We start from the raw sequence: 13203 nt of genomic DNA, 5'->3' as shown, positions 1-13203 counted from the left end.
ATTGGCCGCAGCCGCGGCATCCAGACCCCGCGTAGAATTTAGGATCATGAGCACTAACAGCACATCAGACGAATTGGGCACCAGCCGCGTCAAGCGCGGACTCGCCGAAATGCTTAAGGGTGGCGTCATCATGGACGTCGTCAACGCCGGGCAGGCGAAGATCGCCGAAGACGCGGGAGCCGTCGCCGTGATGGCACTCGAGCGTGTTCCCGCCGACATCCGATCGCAGGGTGGCGTCGCTCGCATGAGCGACCCAGACCTGATCGACGGCATCATCGAAGCCGTGTCGATCCCGGTCATGGCCAAAGCTCGCATCGGTCATTTCGTCGAAGCGCAGATCCTGCAGTCGCTCAAGGTCGACTACATCGACGAGTCAGAGGTGCTGAGCCCCGCTGACTACGTCAACCACATCGACAAGTGGAACTTCTCCGTGCCGTTCGTGTGCGGCGCGACCAACCTCGGCGAGGCACTTAGGCGAATCACCGAGGGCGCTGCGATGATCCGCTCCAAGGGCGAGGCCGGCACCGGCGACGTGTCTGAGGCGACGAAGCACATCCGCACCATCCTCGGCGAGATCAACGCGTTGAAGGGCAAGTCGAAAGACGAGCTTTACGTTGCGGCGAAAGAGCTGCAGGCACCCTACGAGCTCGTGCGCGAGATTGCTGCGGCCGGAAAGCTCCCTGTCGTGCTCTTCACCGCCGGGGGAGTAGCCACGCCCGCCGATGCCGCCCTGATGATGCAGCTCGGCGCCGATGGCGTGTTCGTCGGATCCGGCATCTTCAAGTCGGGAAACCCGGCTCAGCGTGCAGCCGCAATCGTGAAGGCCACAACCTTCTTCGACGATGCCGACATCGTCGCTCAGGCCTCACGCGGTTTGGGTGAGGCGATGGTGGGCATCAACGTGTCTGACCTCGCTGCCCCGCACCGCCTGTCTGAGCGTGGCTGGTAGCGCGACGCCCACGGTAGGAGTGCTCGCCCTCCAGGGCGACTTCCGCGAGCACATCGCGGTCTTGCGACAGCTTGGCGCTGACGCGATTCCCGTGAAGCGCGTGGAGGAGCTCGAGCGCGTGGCTGGGCTGGTCATCCCCGGTGGGGAGTCAAGCGTGATGGACAAGCTGAGCAGGATGTTCGGCCTTGCCGAGCCGCTGAAAGCAGCCATTACGTCCGGGATGCCCGTCTACGGAACGTGTGCCGGGCTGATCATGCTGGCAGACACCGTGCTCGATGGCATCGTCGGTCAGCAGAGTCTGGGCGGCTTCGACCTCGCCGTGCGGCGCAACGCGTTCGGGTCTCAGCTCGACTCCTTCGAGACCGATCTGGAGGTTGCCGCGCTGGGGGATCCTCCCATGCACGCCGTGTTCATCCGGGCGCCCGTGGTCGAAACCGTTGGCGCGAGGGCGACGGCTCTCGCCTCTCTCGCGGATGGCCGTGTCGTCGCAGTCGAACAGGACAACCTGCTGGGCACGTCGTTCCATCCTGAGATGACGGGCGACACCCGGTTCCACCAGTATTTCCTCGCCAAGGTCAAAGCCGCGTAACAACCCTCCGCCAGCTGCGCGATCATGGGTGCATGAACTTCTACTCGGATTTCGCACCCAGACGCACCCGCCAGATCATCGGTGACGTGGCGGCACTTCTTGCCATCGGCGCGTGGGCGTGGCTGGGCGTGACGATCTTCCAGCTCGTGTCGAATCTGTCCACCTTCGGTGTGCAGATGGAGGACGCCGGCTCCGGGTTCAAAAGCACGATGGTCGAACTGGGCGACACGCTCGGGGGTATACCCCTGATCGGCGGCGGCATCCGGGTTCCCTTCGATGGCGCGAGTGACGCCGGTCAGGCTCTGGAGACAGCCGGCCAGAGCCAGCAGGTCGCGGTATCCCAATTGGCAACCGGCCTCGGGGTGGGCATTTCGGCACTGCCGATCCTGACCATTCTGATCCTGTGGCTGATTCCGCGGCTCCGGTTTGCGCAGCGGTCGGCGCACGCGCGCTCGATGCTGGATGCCGACGCAGGAGTCGATCTGCTGGCCCTTCGGGCGCTGGCCAACCAGAAGATCTCGGCGCTCTCGACGGTGAGCTCCAACGCGATGGATGCCTGGCGCAGGGGCGACGAGGACGTCATGCGGGCGCTTGCCGGCCTCGAACTGAAATCGGCCGGGGTGAAGCTCGACCGTTAGGGGAGCCGTGCATCCGGTGCTTGGTTAGGATGTTATTCATGTCAGGCCACTCCAAATGGGCAACCACCAAGCACCAAAAAGCGATCAAAGATTCGCGCCGTGCCAAGTCGTTCGCCAAACTCATCAAGAACATCGAAGTCGCAGCAAAGCTGGGCGGGGCCGATCTATCGGGAAACCCCACCCTCGTTGACGCCATCCAAAAGGCGAAAAAGACTTCGGTGCCGAACTCCAACATCGACTCGGCCGTCAAGCGTGGTTCTGGCCAGCTTGGTGACGCTGTCGACTACATGACGATCATGTACGAGGGCTACGGCCCCGGCGGTGTCGCTCTGCTCGTCGAATGTCTTACCGACAACAAGAACCGGGCCGCGGCAGACGTTCGCACGCTCATGAGCCGCAACGGCGGCAACCTCGCCGACCCCGGAAGCGTGGCGTACAACTTCACCCGCAAGGGCGTCATCTCGATCACGAAGGTCGACGGCGTCACGGAGGACGACATCCTGATTGCGGTTCTCGACGCCGGCGCAGAAGAGGTCAACGACCGCGGCCAGGGCTTCGAGGTCGTTACTGACACCGCACACCTCGTGGCAGCCAGGGAGGCCTTGCAGGCTGCGGGAATCGACTACGACTCATCGGAGGCCGAATTCGTTCCCAACCTCACCGTGGATGTCGACGCTGAGACCGCCCGCAAGGTGATGAAGCTCATCGACGCTCTCGAAGATTCCGATGATGTTCAGAACATATATTCGAATTACGACGTGTCGCCGGAGGTGCAGGCCGAATTGGAAGAAGACTAGGGGCATGACGTTTTCGGTGCCAGCATGAGAGTGCTTGGCATCGACCCTGGACTCACCCGATGCGGTGTCGGGGTGGTGGATGTCACATCCACCCGCACCGTCACCCTCGTGCATGTCGGCGTCATCGGGACAGCTCCGGATTTGCCTCTCGAACGGCGCCTGTTGGCGATCTCGGAGGGGATTGCCCAGGTCATCGACGACTTCCGTCCGGAGGCTGTCGGGCTGGAACGGATGTTCGCCCAGCACAACCTGCGAACTGTGATGGGCACCGCCCAGGCCAGCGGCGTCGCGCTGCAGATCGCCGCGTCGCGCGGGCTCGCGGTGGGACTACACACGCCGAGCGAGGTGAAGGCCGCAGTAACGGGCTACGGCGCAGCAGACAAGCGGCAGGTGGGCGCGATGGTTGCGAGAGTGCTGGGGCTGGATGCCGTGCCACGGCCGGCAGATGCCGCGGATGCACTTGCCATCGCCATCTGTCACGCCTGGAAGGGCCCGGCACTTATGGCTACAAGTAGCGCAATGACGCCAGCTCAACGCGCATGGCGCGACGCCGAGAAGGCGGCAACCAACCGAAAGGTGAACTCTTGATCTCCTCACTGCGTGGAACGGTCCTCGCGGCGATCGGCTCCACCGTTGTCATCGAGGTCGGCGGTGTCGGGCTGTCTGTGCAGGTGACGCCGCAACTCGCGCTCTCGCTTCGCGTTGGTTCCGAGGCATCCATTCGTACGGCGCTGATCGTGAGAGAAGACGACCTGTCGCTCTACGGCTTTGTCGAAGCCGACGAGCTCACCGCCTTCGACCTGCTCCGAGGGGTAACCGGCGTGGGGCCCAAGAGCGCCCTGGGGGTGTTGGCAGCCATGGCCCCTGCCGACATCGCACAGGCCGTGACGCTGGAAGACGATGCGGCTTTTCGCAAGGTTTCGGGTATCGGGCCGAAGACGGCGAAGCTCATCGTGTTGTCGCTGGCCGGGAAGCTCGAGGGGATGGCCACGACTCGCGCCCCCGCCCAGGCTCGACCGTCGACGGTGAGCCAGAGCGTGACCATTGCGCTGGTAGGCCTCGGCTGGCCTGAGCGCATCGCGGTGCAGGCGACCGAGGAGGCGCTGGCGCAGGCGAGCGAGTCCGAACGCAACGCGGTGCAGTCGCTGCTGCGACTTGCCCTGGCCAACCTCGGTCCGCAACTGGCGGGGAGCTCATCGTGACTGACCCGCTCGTATCGCTGGAACCCGAGTCCGACGCCGAGCTTGCCTTCGAGGGTGCGCTGCGCCCACGATCGCTGGCGGAGTTCGTCGGCCAGTCGAAGGTGCGCGGCCAACTGCAGCTGTTGCTGCAGGCCGCCGGCATGCAGAACCGAACGCCGGACCATATCCTCCTGGCCGGGCCACCCGGGCTTGGCAAGACGACGCTGGCGATGATCGTGGCACACGAGAGCCAGAGGCCGCTTCGGATGTCGAGTGGCCCCGCCATCCAGCACGCCGGCGATCTCGCCGCCGTGCTGTCGTCTCTCGTGCCGGGCGAGGTGCTCTTCATCGACGAAATCCATCGCATGGCGCGCTCGGCGGAGGAGATGCTCTATCTCGCGATGGAAGATTTTCGAATCGACATCATGGTCGGTAAAGGCGCGGGCGCGACCTCCATCCCGCTCGATCTCGCGCCGTTCACCCTGGTCGGCGCGACAACGCGTTCCGGACTGCTGCCGAACCCCCTGCGCGACAGGTTCGGATTCACCGCCCACCTTGAGTTCTATGACAAGCCGGAGCTGGAACTCGTGCTGCAGAGAGCGGCCAAGCTGCTCGAACTCGACATCGACAAGGCTGCGCTTGCCGAGATTGCCGGACGTTGTCGCGGAACGCCTCGCATCGCGAACCGGTTGCTGCGGCGCGTTCGTGACTACGCGCTCGTGAAGGGGTCCGGCGCCGGCATCCAGGCAGTTCACGCGGCCCTTGAGCTCTATGACGTGGATGAACTTGGCCTCGACAGGCTCGACCGCGCCGTTATGCACACCGTGCTCACCAGGTTCGGGGGAGGTCCTGTTGGCCTCAACACCCTGGCCGTCTCGGTGGGCGAGGAGTCAGAAACCGTCGAGTCGGTCGTCGAACCGTTCCTGGTACGAATCGGCCTGTTGACGAGAACGCCGCGAGGCCGGGTGGCAACGCGCGAGGCATGGAAGCATTTCGGACTCGCCCCTGTGGGCGATGCCCTGGCCAAACCTGTGCTCTTCGGGGATGACCTATAATTCTTTGGTGGCCTCTTAGCCAGTCCGTCTGGACTGGCCGGCCTACAGACTCCCTTGGAAGGTAATCATGGATCCGCTGACTATTGGAATGCTCGCCATTCTGGCAGTACTCATTTTCTTCATGTTCCGCAATTCGCGTAAGCGTAAGGCAGACCAGGAAGCACTCCGCACGCAGATCGTTCCCGGAGCCGAGGTGATGACGAACTTCGGCCTCTACGGCACGCTCATCTCCCTCGACGAGACGAGCAAGGTCGCCGAGCTTGAGGTCGCCCCCGGAAACATCGTGCGCGTCCACAGCCAGACGATCGCCAAGGTCGTCACGAATGAGGTCGGCGCACCCGGTGAGCCCCGCTCCGTCGAAGAGGCAATGGCCATCGCGAACCGCGAGGCCGAGGAGCGCGACGGCGTAACGCTCAGCGACGCCGCCGCGACCGAATTGGCCGAACCCGAGTTCGGTGAGCGAATTGACAGCGACGCTAACCCCGTCGACGAGTCGACAAAGAAGGCCTCAGAGTAGGCACTACTCTTGGTGCTGGCCCACGTCACAGGACGTGCTGGCCAGCACCTTTTTAGGTGCCTGCACTATCTGCGGGCCGCAAAGAAAGCTGAGTTCTACTGGTGGCTAGATCTACTCCCGTGAAGAAAGCGTGGCGTTCACTCGCGTGGCTAGGCGTCATCACCGTGGGACTCACGGGCATCCTCGCGTACGGGGTCATTTTCGATCAGGCCTCGTGGGCGCCGAAACTGGCGCTTGACCTCGAGGGCGGCACGCAGATCACGCTGGCCCCCAAACTCGGTGCGGGCCAGGCTGCACCGTCCGGTGAACAACTGGACCAGGCTGTTGCGATCATCCGCCAGCGCATCGACGCCAGCGGCGTCTCCGAGGCGGAAATCGCGACCCAGGGTGCATCGAACATCGTTGTGTCCATCCCGGGCACCCCCGACGAGGAGACGCTTCGGCGCATCGAATCTTCGGCGAAACTCGAATTCCGTCCCGTGATTTTCACGGATGTCGCGGCAACGAGTGCCGTGGAGCCCACCGAGACACCGGCAGCCGATGACTCAGCGACACCCACGCCGACCCCAACGCTTGCCACCACGTCAACGGCCGTGCCGACCGATGCCAGCGACCCGAACTGGGTTAGCCCCGCACTGTTCGACGAGTTCACGAACTTCGACTGCTCGACTCTCGACAAGGCTGAAACGAACGTTGCTCCCGAAGACGCACCGCTCATCACCTGTGAGGCGGCCACCGACGGCACGTACACCTACAAGTACATCCTCGGCCCGGTCGAAGTGTCCGGCGAGACAATCTCCGACGCATCGAGCGGCCTTATCGCGAACAGCCAGGGCGTCAGCACCGGCACCTGGGGTGTCTTCATCACCTTCGACGCCAAGGGCACCACGCAGTTCGCCGATGTCACCCAGCGCCTGAGTGGTTTTGACGCGAACACGGATTCCCGCAACCGCTTCGCGATCGTGCTCGATGGCAAGGTGATCTCCGCCCCCACGACGCAGGCGATCATCACAGACGGCAAGCCCCAGATCAGCGGTTCGTTTACTCAGGAAAGCGCAAAGACCCTCGCTGACCAACTGAAGTTCGGTGCCCTGCCGATTAGCTTCACGGTGCAGTCGAACGAGACGATCTCGGCCACCCTCGGTGCAGCCCAGCTCAACAGTGGGGTCATCGCCGGTCTGATCGGTCTCATCCTGGTCGTGGTCTACTCGCTGTTCCAGTACCGACTGCTCGGCCTGGTCACCGTCGCATCCCTGATTGTGGCCGGAGTGCTCACCTACCTGATGATCGCGATTCTCTCGTGGCGCCAGGGCTACCGACTCTCCCTCGCCGGCGTCGCGGGATTGATCGTGGCAATCGGCTTCACGGCAGACTCGTTCATCGTTTACTTCGAACGAATACGAGACGAGCTGCGAGACGGCCGTGGACTTCCGGGAGCCGTCGAGGCAGGTTGGAAGCGTGCCCTCCGCACGGTCTTCGCCGCCAAGGCCGTCAACCTTCTCTCCGCGGTCGTGTTGTTCATCCTCGCGGTCGGAAACGTCAGGGGATTCGCCCTGACGCTCGGACTCACCACCGTGATTGACGTCCTCATCGTGATCCTGTTCACGCACCCTGTGCTTCAGCTGCTTGCATCCACCAGGTTCTTTGCAAGCGGACACCCGCTGAGCGGGCTTGATCCCAACGCTCTGGGCGCCGTCTACCGCGGTCGTGCCCAGTTCAGGGCTCCCGTGCTTTCTCCGGCAAAGTCCGGTGCGGGCCGCGAAGCCGCCAAGCGCCAGACAATTGCAGAGCGCAAGGCAATGGCCTCAACCGGTACCGACGCACGTTCAAGCTCAAAACCCAGCGGTGATAGGAAGGATTCCTGATGGCCAGCTTCTCCAAATTTGGAAACGACCTATACACGGGTGAGCGTTCCATCAACTTCGTTGGACGCCGCAAGGTCTGGTACATCATTGCCGCTGCGATGGTGCTGCTGTCGATCCTGCTGCCGCTCGCGCGGGGTGGATTCGTCTTCGGCATCGAGTTCAGGGGAGGCTCGGAGTTCCAGGTCTCCGGAGTCGCCGACCTGGGCCAGGATGGCCCTCGCACCGAGGCTCAGAATCTTGCTGCGGCTACGGTCGAGAGCGTCGACCCTGCCGCGTCGCCTCGAGTGTCCATCGTCGGTACCGACTCCGTTCGCGTACAGACGGAGCAACTGCTCGCCGAAGAATCCAACCAGGTGCGAGATGCACTGGCTACTGCCTTCAAGGTCGACGTCACCGACGTGACGGCATCCTTCATCGGCCCTTCGTGGGGTGCCGACATCACTGGTTCTGCCATTCGTGCGCTCATCGTGTTCGTGGTGCTTGCCGCAATCATGATGGCGCTGTACTTCAGAACGTGGAAGATGTCGGTCGCTGCCATGGTGGCGCTTCTTCACGACATCGTGATCACGGCTGGTGTGTATGGCGCCCTCGGGTTCGAGATCACGCCGTCAGCGGTCATCGGTTTCCTCACCATCCTCGGTTTCTCGCTTTACGACACCGTGGTGGTGTTCGACAAGATCCGCGAAAACACGACAGAGGACGCCAACTCCTCGCCGCGGACGTTCGCGGGGTCCGTGAACCTCGCGGTGAACCAGACCCTGGTGCGGTCGATCAACACCGGTGTCGTTGCCGCCCTGCCGGTTGCCGCCATCCTGTTCATCGGTGCCATCGTGCTCGGCGCAGGTACCCTGCGCGACATCGCCCTCGCGCTGTTCATCGGCATCATCGTTGGTACCTATTCGACAATCTTCATCGCAGCTCCGATCTACTCGCAGCTGCGTGAGAACGAGCCAGACATCCTCTCGCACACCAAGAAGCTTGAGTCGAACCGTCTCGCCGCGAGCACGAAGTAGAGCAACAGCCATGACCGACTCCTCAGAGATTCCCGTCGTCACCGTCGAGACCGCCATGAAGGAGTCTTTTGGCGGAACCATCCTGATCGACGTTCGCGAGCAGGATGAGTGGGATGCAGGGCACGCGCCCGACGCACGATTCGTCCCACTGTCTGCCCTGCAGGAGCGTGCATCCGAGTTGCCGCGGGACACGAAGCTGCTGATCGTGTGTCACAGCGGCGGTCGATCGCTTCGTGCCGCAGGCTTTCTTCGGTCCGAGGGATTCGATGCTGTGAATGTCGACGGTGGCATGTTGGCCTGGGCGGCCGCTGGCGGTTCGATCGTCGTGGATTCGCACACAGCGAACTCTGACAAAGACTGAACCGCGGCGGCTTAGAGTTGCTTCAGGAGGTGGTGGCATGACGGAGACATCGCAGAACACTGCCTCGCTCCGAATGCTGCTTCCCCGCATTTTCTCCCGGGCGCAGCCGACCGGCGCCGTTGACCGTCTCATCAAAACGGTACGCACGCATCACCCAAAGGCAGACATCGTGCTGCTGGAGCGGGCGTACGCCGCGGCAGAGAAGGCCCACCGCGGCCAGAAGCGCAAAAGCGGTGAGCCCTACATCACTCACCCTGTCGCGGTCGCTCAAATCCTGGCGGATCTTGGGATCGGGTCGAAGACGGTCGCAGCCGCGTTGCTCCACGACACGGTAGAAGACACCGACTACACACTCGAGCATCTTCGCGACGACTTCGGCGACGAGATTGCCATGCTGGTCGATGGCGTCACGAAGCTCGACAAGCTCAAGTACGGCGACAGCGCACAAGCGGAGACCGTGCGAAAGATGATCGTTGCAATGTCGAAAGACATTCGCGTTCTCGTCATCAAACTCGCCGACCGACTTCACAACGCGCGGACGTGGGGTTTCGTGGAGACGAGCTCCGCGACGCGGAAGGCCACAGAGACGCTCGAGATCTACGCGCCCCTGGCGCACCGGCTCGGAATTCAGGCGATCAAGCTTGAGCTCGAAGACCTCTCGTTCGCTGTACTGCACCCGAAGCTCTACGTCGAGATCGAAAGCCTGGTTCGTCAGCGCACGCCGCAGCGCGAGGAGTTCGTTCAGAAGGTCATCGATGCTGTCAAAGACGACCTGAAGGCATCCAAGATCAAGGGAAGCGTCGCCGGGCGCCCCAAGCAGTACTACTCGATCTACCAGAAGATGATCGTGCGCGGCCGCGAGTTTGACGAAATCTACGACCTCGTCGGTGTGCGCGTGCTGGTCAACTCCGTGCGTGACTGTTACGCGGTACTCGGGTCGATTCATGCGCGCTGGACACCCATCCCCGGGCGTTTCAAAGACTACATAGCCACCCCAAAGTTCAACCTGTATCAGTCGCTGCACACGACCGTGATCGGCCCGCAGGGCAAGCCCGTCGAGCTGCAGATCCGAACGCCCGAGATGCATCAGCGTGCCGAGTTCGGTGTCGCCGCCCACTGGAAGTACAAGGCCAGGGTCAACGGCAAGGGCGATGGCGCCGGGGGTCACGATGACGCAGACATGGCGTGGCTTGCGCACATTAGCGACTGGCAGGCCGAAACCGAAGATCCGGGGGAGTTCCTCGAGTCGCTCCGGTTCGAGATCGGCGCCAAAGAGGTTTACGTCTTCACACCGCAGGGCAAGGTCATCGGTCTGCCGGCAGGCGCGACTCCCGTCGACTTCGCGTACGCCGTGCACACCGAGGTCGGTCATCGCACCATGGGTGCGAAAGTCAACGGGCGGCTGGTTCCCCTCGAAAGCGAACTGAACAGCGGAGACTCCGTCGAGGTGTTCACCTCGAAGAACCCGGATGCTGCACCCAGCCAGGACTGGCTCTCTTTCGTCAAGAGCACGCGAGCGCGAAACAAGATCCGTGCGTGGTTCACCAAAGAACGCCGCGAAGAGGCGGTCGAGCAGGGCAAAGATGCGATTGCGCGCGCCCTGCGCAAACAAAATCTGCCCCTGCAGAAACTGATGAATCAGGACTCGTTCTCCGAGGTCGCATCCCTGATGCGCTACGACGACGTAACCGCCCTGTACGCGGCGGTGGGCGAGGGTCACGTCTCGACCCAGTCAGTCATCGAGAAGGTCCTCGCAACGCTGAACAGCGAATCTGAGACTGACGACTCCGAGATCGAGTTCGCGCCAAAGGGACGCAGCCGGGCCCTGAAGAACAGCGACTCTGGCGTGCTTGTGCGCGGAGCTCCTGACATCCTCGTTAAGCTCGCCAAGTGCTGCACACCAGTGCCGGGGGATACCGTCGTCGGTTTTGTCACCAGAGGTGCTGGCGTCTCGGTTCACCGCACCGATTGCAACAACGTGAGCTCCCTCATGCTGGAGCCGGAGCGCATGATCGAGGTCGAGTGGGCCCCGAGTTCCAAATCGCTCTTCCTGGTGCAGATTCAGATCGAAGCATTGGATCGGTCAGGGTTGTTATCCGATGTGACACGGGTACTGACGGAGAATCACGTCAACATCCTGTCTGCGACGGTATCGACGTCGAACGAGCGACTCGCGCTCAGCCGCTTCGTGTTCGAGATGGGCGATACGACCCACCTCGACAGGGTACTGAACGCGGTGCGCCGAATTGACGGGGTGTACGACGTCTACCGGGTCAGCAACGGCTGAGACGCTGAATCGCGCGGTGCTTGCCCGGAAGGTTTCTGCGGCTGTTCATCTGCTCAACGCTCGATTCCAGCGTGATGCCGGAGAGGTGCATCAGGCTGGACACGGCCCGCGCGTCCTGCCCCTCGAAGGTCTCGCTGAAGCGGGCCAGATCGATGATCGTGCGTAGCGCGGTGGTCACCCGACAGCCTCCGAGAATGACGATGTCACAATCCTCAATGACGACCTCTCGGAGCGAGATGGATCTCGGAAGGTCGCGCCCGGTACGCGAGGCCATGGCGACACAGAACTGGTGACGCACGGGTGGGGCGCCTGTTGCTCCCCAGATCCATGCAGCCGACAGTTGTTCTGCGATCAGCCGGCCGCGATGCGCTGCGAAATCGCTCGTTGCCGAAAAGACGGCTCGCGCGCGGTGGCTCGGCTGCTCGACTTCATCGATGGGGGTGAAACAGTCACCGAGTCGAAAGAGCTCGCCGTCGATCCTCGCCGCCCACAGCTCGGCGACGGGCAGATCGGCATCGGAGAGCACAGGCTGCAGTGTTCGGGGCATCCCACCATCATGGATAGGGGGAGCCATCCACTCTCACGCCGAGCGGCAATCTGTGGGAAAGCCACCGATCTGCCCACCTGCGTGCGACTGACTACTTGCCGAGCGCACCCAGCCACGCCTTGCGGGCGTCGAGGGCTTCCTGTGCGGACGCGATGGCCCGCTTGTCGCCACTGGCCTTCGCCTCATCGAGCTCACTCTCGAGTTTGGCGATCGCATCGTTCAGCTGGCCGAGGAACCCAGACTCGCGTTCCTTGCGCTCCGGATTGTTCTTCTGCCAGTGATCTTCGTCGAGCTTGCGCACAGCGTTCTCAACCTTGCGCAGGCGATCTTCGATCGTCTTGACCTTGTCGCGAGGAACCTTGCCGATCTTGTCCCACTTGGTCTGGATGCGCAGCAGCGCGTCTTTTGCCTTCGTGCGATCGGTTTCCTTCAGCAGCGGCTCAGCCTCAACCAGCAGCGCTTCTTTCAACTCGAGGTTCGCGGTGAACTCGACGTTATCCTGGGCATCGATCTCGCTCTTCGCGGAGTACAGAGCGTCGCCCGCCTCCTTGAACTGAGCCCACAACGCGTCGTCGAACTTCTTGCCTGCCCGACCGGCAGCCTTCCACTGTTCGAGCAGACCACGATAGGTCGGGATGCCATCGGCTCCCTTGCCGACCAGCGCCTCCGCCTTCTCGACGAGAGACTGCTTTGCGGCGCGGGCGTCCTTGTGCACGCTGTCGAGCTCGGAAAAGAATGCCTTGCGATGCGTGTCGATGGTCGCTCTGGCCGCGCGGAATCGCTTCCACAGCTCGTTCGCCTCGTTCTTGGGAAGGCGTGGGCCATCGGCCTGGTGCTTCTGCCAGCGCGCAAAGATTTCATCAATGGCAGCGGTGACCTGCTTCCACTGCGCTTTGGCTGGGTCCTGAGCGGCGATGGTCTCGGCCTCGACAACAAGAGCCTCGCGTTCGGCGAGGGCGGCAGCAACGTGCGCCTTCGACTCCTCGGTCTGCTTCTCCGTGAGCTCGCTCACCGAGCCGCCGAGCGCCTCAATGCGGGTCTGGAGGGCTGCGAGGTTGCCAACAGCGTTCGCTGTCGCGATGCTCGCCGCCAGGGTCTTCACTGCCTTGGACACGTCAGCTGCGGGCGCGCCGCGCTTCACCCGCTGCTCGAGCAGCGTCACCTGTCCGGCAAGCTCACTGAATTTGCGCTGGAAGTATGCCAGCGCCTCCTCGGCGGTGCCGTCCGGGTATTGTCCAACGGCTCGCTCGCCCGTTGCTTCCCGGACGAAGACGGTACCGGTTTCGTCGACGCGGCCCCATGGAGCCTGATCGTCTGTTGCCACGTGAATCACCCTTGCAGTTTGTACCGTATGGCCGGGCACACTCGTACCCCGCCCAGCGGGTCAAGCCTATGGCACCGCGG

The 13203-nt window shown here is 62.9% G+C and carries 14 protein-coding genes; 12 read left to right on the top strand and 2 right to left on the bottom strand.

Annotation, left to right across the window (positions count from 1 at the left end):
* Nucleotides 1-46 precede the first annotated feature (46 nt).
* From pdxS to QMG83_RS08240, 12 genes are all read left to right on the top strand, one after another.
* On the top strand, nucleotides 47-949 hold the full coding sequence (gene pdxS / locus QMG83_RS08295) for a pyridoxal 5'-phosphate synthase lyase subunit PdxS (RefSeq protein ID WP_283504904.1): 903 nt from the start codon (nucleotides 47-49) through the stop codon (nucleotides 947-949).
* On the top strand, nucleotides 939-1538 hold the full coding sequence (pdxT, locus tag QMG83_RS08290) for a pyridoxal 5'-phosphate synthase glutaminase subunit PdxT (protein ID WP_283504903.1): 600 nt from the start codon (nucleotides 939-941) through the stop codon (nucleotides 1536-1538). Before pdxS ends, pdxT begins: the two co-directional genes overlap by 11 nt.
* Before the next feature lie 32 nt (nucleotides 1539-1570).
* Complete coding sequence (locus tag QMG83_RS08285; RefSeq protein ID WP_283504902.1) at nucleotides 1571-2176, top strand: hypothetical protein; 606 nt, start codon at nucleotides 1571-1573, stop codon at nucleotides 2174-2176.
* 38 nt (nucleotides 2177-2214) lie between these two features.
* Nucleotides 2215-2973 carry a YebC/PmpR family DNA-binding transcriptional regulator gene (locus QMG83_RS08280; protein WP_283504901.1) on the top strand — a complete coding sequence of 253 codons (759 nt, stop codon included), beginning with the start codon at nucleotides 2215-2217 and terminating at the stop codon, nucleotides 2971-2973.
* A gap of 24 nt (nucleotides 2974-2997) precedes the next feature.
* Nucleotides 2998-3561 carry a crossover junction endodeoxyribonuclease RuvC gene (ruvC, locus tag QMG83_RS08275; protein ID WP_283504900.1) on the top strand — a complete coding sequence of 188 codons (564 nt, stop codon included), beginning with the start codon at nucleotides 2998-3000 and terminating at the stop codon, nucleotides 3559-3561.
* Nucleotides 3558-4175, top strand: coding sequence for a Holliday junction branch migration protein RuvA (gene ruvA / locus QMG83_RS08270; protein ID WP_283504899.1), 618 nt, complete (start codon nucleotides 3558-3560; stop codon nucleotides 4173-4175). The genes ruvC and ruvA overlap by 4 nt, the downstream gene beginning before the upstream one ends.
* Nucleotides 4172-5209 (top strand): Holliday junction branch migration DNA helicase RuvB, encoded by a 1038-nt coding sequence (gene ruvB / locus QMG83_RS08265; protein WP_283504898.1) that lies wholly within the window; start codon nucleotides 4172-4174, stop codon nucleotides 5207-5209. Before ruvA ends, ruvB begins: the two co-directional genes overlap by 4 nt.
* A 67-nt stretch (nucleotides 5210-5276) precedes the next feature.
* Nucleotides 5277-5726 (top strand): preprotein translocase subunit YajC, encoded by a 450-nt coding sequence (locus tag QMG83_RS08260; RefSeq protein ID WP_283504897.1) that lies wholly within the window; start codon nucleotides 5277-5279, stop codon nucleotides 5724-5726.
* Nucleotides 5727-5827: 101 nt separating this feature from the next.
* Nucleotides 5828-7591: a protein translocase subunit SecD gene (secD, locus tag QMG83_RS08255; protein WP_283504896.1), complete on the top strand. Its 1764-nt coding sequence runs from the start codon at nucleotides 5828-5830 to the stop codon at nucleotides 7589-7591.
* The gene (gene secF, locus QMG83_RS08250) at nucleotides 7591-8604 is read left to right on the top strand and encodes a protein translocase subunit SecF (RefSeq protein WP_283504895.1); all 1014 of its coding nucleotides are present in this window, start codon (nucleotides 7591-7593) and stop codon (nucleotides 8602-8604) included. The genes secD and secF overlap by 1 nt, the downstream gene beginning before the upstream one ends.
* A gap of 10 nt (nucleotides 8605-8614) precedes the next feature.
* Nucleotides 8615-8965 carry a rhodanese-like domain-containing protein gene (locus tag QMG83_RS08245; protein WP_283504894.1) on the top strand — a complete coding sequence of 117 codons (351 nt, stop codon included), beginning with the start codon at nucleotides 8615-8617 and terminating at the stop codon, nucleotides 8963-8965.
* A gap of 37 nt (nucleotides 8966-9002) precedes the next feature.
* A complete protein-coding gene (locus QMG83_RS08240; protein WP_283504893.1) occupies nucleotides 9003-11252 on the top strand; it encodes a RelA/SpoT family protein in 2250 nt (749 codons plus the stop codon).
* On the opposite strand, the gene QMG83_RS08235 is transcribed toward QMG83_RS08240, so the two are convergent.
* Together QMG83_RS08235 and QMG83_RS08230 are read right to left on the bottom strand one after the other, a co-directional pair.
* Complete coding sequence (locus QMG83_RS08235) at nucleotides 11239-11799, bottom strand: hypothetical protein (protein WP_283504892.1); 561 nt, start codon at nucleotides 11797-11799, stop codon at nucleotides 11239-11241. The genes QMG83_RS08240 and QMG83_RS08235 overlap by 14 nt on opposite strands.
* A 91-nt stretch (nucleotides 11800-11890) precedes the next feature.
* Nucleotides 11891-13123 (bottom strand): DUF349 domain-containing protein, encoded by a 1233-nt coding sequence (locus tag QMG83_RS08230; RefSeq protein WP_283504891.1) that lies wholly within the window; start codon nucleotides 13121-13123, stop codon nucleotides 11891-11893.
* Nucleotides 13124-13203: the final 80 nt, after the last annotated feature.

Origin of the sequence: Salinibacterium sp. G-O1 (assembly GCF_030063305.1) — a bacterium.
In the GTDB taxonomy this organism is placed as follows: domain Bacteria; phylum Actinomycetota; class Actinomycetes; order Actinomycetales; family Microbacteriaceae; genus Rhodoglobus.
This window is presented reverse-complemented; position numbering and strand designations above follow the sequence as displayed.

Coding starts and splice junctions, on each gene's coding strand:
- QMG83_RS08245 (WP_283504894.1), top strand. CDS start 8,615: ATGACCGACTCCTCAGAGATTCCCGTCGTCACCGTCGAGACCGCCATG.
- QMG83_RS08260 (WP_283504897.1), top strand. CDS start 5,277: ATGGATCCGCTGACTATTGGAATGCTCGCCATTCTGGCAGTACTCATT.
- ruvC (WP_283504900.1), top strand. CDS start 2,998: ATGAGAGTGCTTGGCATCGACCCTGGACTCACCCGATGCGGTGTCGGG.
- secF (WP_283504895.1), top strand. CDS start 7,591: ATGGCCAGCTTCTCCAAATTTGGAAACGACCTATACACGGGTGAGCGT.
- QMG83_RS08285 (WP_283504902.1), top strand. CDS start 1,571: ATGAACTTCTACTCGGATTTCGCACCCAGACGCACCCGCCAGATCATC.
- QMG83_RS08240 (WP_283504893.1), top strand. CDS start 9,003: ATGACGGAGACATCGCAGAACACTGCCTCGCTCCGAATGCTGCTTCCC.
- pdxS (WP_283504904.1), top strand. CDS start 47: ATGAGCACTAACAGCACATCAGACGAATTGGGCACCAGCCGCGTCAAG.
- QMG83_RS08235 (WP_283504892.1), bottom strand. CDS start 11,799: ATGCCCCGAACACTGCAGCCTGTGCTCTCCGATGCCGATCTGCCCGTC.
- QMG83_RS08280 (WP_283504901.1), top strand. CDS start 2,215: ATGTCAGGCCACTCCAAATGGGCAACCACCAAGCACCAAAAAGCGATC.